Raw genomic sequence first — 2,326 nt, forward strand, 5'->3', positions numbered from 1 at the left:
GGCCGGTCTATCCGCGAAGCGCGCGGCCCCGGATTTCGCTTCGCTGCATCCGGGCTACGACGTCACGCCGTCAGCTTGAACGTCACGCCGCAGAGCAGGAACCCGTCGCCCTTCACCTCACAGCCTCTGGCTTTTGCGGCGTCCAGCACCTTCGCCTTGTCGACGACCTCAAACGTCAAGCCGCTCATGATCTCGCTGTCGCCCTTGACGAAGCTGAAGGTGCTATTCGGCAGCTTCACCACGGTACCATCGGCGGGAATGCCGATGATCCTGCCCCAATGCGCCGCCAACGCCTCAGGCTCGGGGCTCTGCATCTCGACCTCGGTCAGCGCCAAAGTCGTGTCCTTGCGGATCGACTTCTGCCAATCGGAGCCAGCCGGCGGGTACGGCCCCAGCACGTCGTCGCTGCCGTCGGTGTGGTTGAACTCGATGAAGGCGGCGCGGCAGTCGCGCGGATGCAGTTGCACGCCGTGATACGGCGCGTGCGTGATCACGTTCGCGGTGCGCACGCCCATCGTGTTGGCCTTGGCGCCGCGCGCGTCGGGATCCTCACAGACGAAGATCGCCATATAGCCCCCGCGGCCGCCGGTCTTCTCGATGAAGCGGCCGGCCGCCGTGCCCGGCCCCGGCTGGAACGGCGCGACGACTTCGAGCAGGATGGTATCGACCGGCAGCAGCGCATTCTCGAGGCCGTATTTCGCGACGTTGCCGTCGCGATAGCAGACGTCGAGGCCCATGATCGCGGAGATGTCCGCGATCACAGGCGCAAGCTGCGGCGCCACCAGGCAGATCTGCCGCAACCGCATGTACTCGGCCATGGTCTACTGCCCCTGGAAGGTGGGCTTGCGCTTCTCGACGAAGGCCTTGGCCGCTTCCTTGTGGTCGGTGGTCTCGCCGGCACGCGTGTGGTGGATCGCCTCGCCGTCGAAGCAGGCCTCTAGCGTCATGGTCTCGGCATTGTTGATGTTGCGCTTGATGTAGCCGAGCGCCACCGACGGGCCCTGCGCCAGCGAGCGCGCCAGTTCCAGCGTCTCGGCCTCGACGTCGGCATCAGGCACCACCTTGGAGACCATGCCGAGGTTGTAGGCTTCCTGCGCCGACAGCACCGGCGACATCATGTAGAGCTCGCGCGCTTTGGCGCTGCCGAGCATCTTGGTCAGGAAGTAGGTGCCGCCGTAGTCGCCGGAGAAGCCGACCTTGGCGAAGGCGGTGGTGATCTTGCAGGAGGCGCTGGCGACGCGGAGGTCGCAGGACAGCGCGATCGAAAGCCCGGCGCCGGCCGCGGCGCCGTCGAGCTGCGCCACCACCGGCTTCGGCATCTGGTGCAGGATGCGCGAGACCTCCATGCCGCGGCGCAGATTGGCCATCTTGGCCTCGAACGGCAGCGGCGCGCGGCCTTCCGCCATCGACTTGACGTCGCCGCCGACGCAGAAGGTGCCGCCGGCGCCCCGGATCAGCACGGCACGCACCTCGGTGTCGTCCTGCGCGCGGCGCGCCGCCTCGACGAGGCCGCGCGTCATGTCGGGATTGAGCGCGTTGCGCCGATCGGGACGGTTCATGGTGATGGTGAGCAGGCCCTTGTCGAGGGATTGGAGGACCATCTGATTATCGCTCATGGCGTTTTGCCTTTCGTTGTTGTTGGTTGTTACGGCGTCATTCCGGGATGGTCCGAAGGACCAGACCCGGAATCTCGAAATTCCGGATTCGACGCTGCGCATCGCTCCGGAATGACGCTTCGCGTCACTTCTTCACCAGCGGGCAGCGCGACTCCGACAGCGGCTGGAAGGCCTGGTCGCCCGGAACGGTCGCCACCAGCTTGTAGTCGTCCCAGCGGCCCTTCGATTCCGACGGCTTCTTGACCTCGAACAAATACATGTCGTGCACCATACGGCCGTCCTCGCGGATCTTGCCGTTCTTGGTGAACATGTCGTTGATCGGGGTCTCCTTCATCACCTTCATGACGGCGGCTGGATCGGTGGTGCCGGCGGCCTTCACCGCCTTGAGATAGTGCGTCACCGAGGAATAGACGCCGGCCTGTGCCGAAGTCGGCACCCGCTTGGTGCGCTCCATGAAGCGCTTCGTAAAGGCGCGGCTGTCGTCGTTGAGATCCCAGTAGAAGGCTTCCGCCAGCAACAGGCCCTGCGCGGTCTCGAGCCCGACGCTGTCGATGTCGGTGACGAAGGCCAATAGCGGCGACAGTTTCTGGCCGCTCTTGGTGAGGCCGAATTCCGCCGCCTGCTTGATCGCGTTGATGGTGTCGCCGCCGGCATTGGCAAGGCCAATCACCTTGGCCTTCGAGGCCTGCGCCTGCAGCAGGAAGGACGAG

3 protein-coding genes are annotated in these 2,326 nt (G+C 65.5%); all 3 read right to left on the reverse strand.

Going from position 1 to position 2,326, the window contains the following annotated elements:
- Positions 1-62: 62 nt before the first annotated feature.
- The gene (locus tag AKL29_RS38090) at positions 63-818 is read right to left on the reverse strand and encodes a VOC family protein (protein WP_050387730.1); all 756 of its coding nucleotides are present in this window, start codon (positions 816-818) and stop codon (positions 63-65) included.
- Between the two features lie 3 nt (positions 819-821).
- Positions 822-1,616: an enoyl-CoA hydratase gene (locus AKL29_RS38095; protein WP_028336217.1), complete on the reverse strand. Its 795-nt coding sequence runs from the start codon at positions 1,614-1,616 to the stop codon at positions 822-824.
- Between the two features lie 124 nt (positions 1,617-1,740).
- Positions 1,741-2,326, reverse strand: a 586-nt coding sequence (locus tag AKL29_RS46125; RefSeq protein WP_244482648.1) for an ABC transporter substrate-binding protein, incomplete at its 5' end; no start/stop codon positions are given.

Origin of the sequence: Bradyrhizobium pachyrhizi (assembly GCF_001189245.1) — a bacterium.
GTDB classification, from domain to species: domain Bacteria; phylum Pseudomonadota; class Alphaproteobacteria; order Rhizobiales; family Xanthobacteraceae; genus Bradyrhizobium; species Bradyrhizobium pachyrhizi.

Excerpts from the sequence above, each read along its gene's own strand:
- AKL29_RS38090 (WP_050387730.1), bottom strand. The coding sequence starts at position 818 with ATGGCCGAGTACATGCGGTTGCGGCAGATCTGCCTGGTGGCGCCGCAG.
- AKL29_RS38095 (WP_028336217.1), bottom strand. The coding sequence starts at position 1,616 with ATGAGCGATAATCAGATGGTCCTCCAATCCCTCGACAAGGGCCTGCTC.